Raw genomic sequence first — 1,125 nt, 5'->3', positions numbered from 1 at the left:
ACCCTCGCCTCGGCCCAGGCCTTCCTCTACGCCGCCGCCGTCATGATCCTCGTCCGAAGGCTCGGGCGAGCATCATGACTTATCGGACGGACTCTGAGACGATGCCGCCGGCCGACGGCGAGCGCCATGCCGAGACCAATCCCACCGATCGCGGTCAACAGTGATAGGGCGGTCATGATCGGCTCGAAGCCTGCCGCCATGCCTGGATCGAAGGCGAGAATGGCGATCATGTGGGTCGCCCAGGCGGTGCAGCCGGCGGCGATGATGCTGACGGCGGCCCAGTTGCGGCGTGCCGCACCCTCCGAGCGACCTGCTTGGTTGGCGACGGCGAAGGAAGCGTAGATGCCCGCGACGCAGATAAAACCTGCCAGCAGCATCAGCCGAGGGTCATGTGCCTGCGTAACGCAGGTTAGTATCGACTGCATCTCGGCCTCCGCTGGAGACCGTGGCGGCTTCAGTCTTAACAGCGAGCCTGTTTCGTTGGCAGAAACTCGCTTTATTCCAGCACAAGATGACGCAGGTCAGCTGGGCAAGGCTGTTCCGCCTTGATATATGTTTCATCTCAGCGATGATGACGTCGCGAAAGGCTATGGCCGCAACAGGTTGCGGATCGGGTGCGGACAATTCGTGCGGAGGCAAATTCACGAGCTTCGCGCCAATAAGTGGCACGCGTCGAGCCGGCTGTAGATGGTGGCTTCGATTAGATCCGGAGGCAACCGTTCGAAGGGCGCATCCCGGCCACGGGCGTTCCACTTTCATGCCCATACGTCGGGGTGGCCGGGCAGACTTGTCAGAAGCCCTGATCAGGCGCGAGTCAGTCGGTTTGGTATCTGCAGGGGTCGAGCCAGCCTCTTTGCTGTAGGCGGACATCCAACCAGCACCATGCGAATGTCCGTAAGTGGCGCACAGCAGAACAATGGGCGTGCGAACTCCTGACCCTAAGCGGACCCTGGAAGCGCCGCTGGCGAAGGTCCGGATGGGGTGGGGAGCGGAAGTCAGCCACTCGCCTCGAAGCGGACGTTCCGCACCCGACCGAGGTCGTGTGAGAACGCTGATTTTCAGGGGTGGAGGGGCCGAGGGAGAGTAGCGCGGTGGATGGAGGTCGCGGGCTTCAGGCCCGGATGG

At 62.8% G+C, this 1,125-nt stretch carries 1 pseudogene; it reads right to left on the bottom strand.

Annotation, left to right across the window (positions count from 1 at the left end):
- Nucleotides 1-104: 104 nt before the first annotated feature.
- Nucleotides 105-377, bottom strand: a pseudogene (locus ASF53_RS17145) (MHYT domain-containing protein); the annotation flags it as partial.
- Nucleotides 378-1,125: the final 748 nt, after the last annotated feature.

Origin of the sequence: Methylobacterium sp. Leaf123 (assembly GCF_001423405.1) — a bacterium.
In the GTDB taxonomy this organism is placed as follows: domain Bacteria; phylum Pseudomonadota; class Alphaproteobacteria; order Rhizobiales; family Beijerinckiaceae; genus Methylobacterium.
Note: the sequence above shows the minus strand (reverse complement) of the source record. Positions and strands in the feature narration are given on the sequence as shown.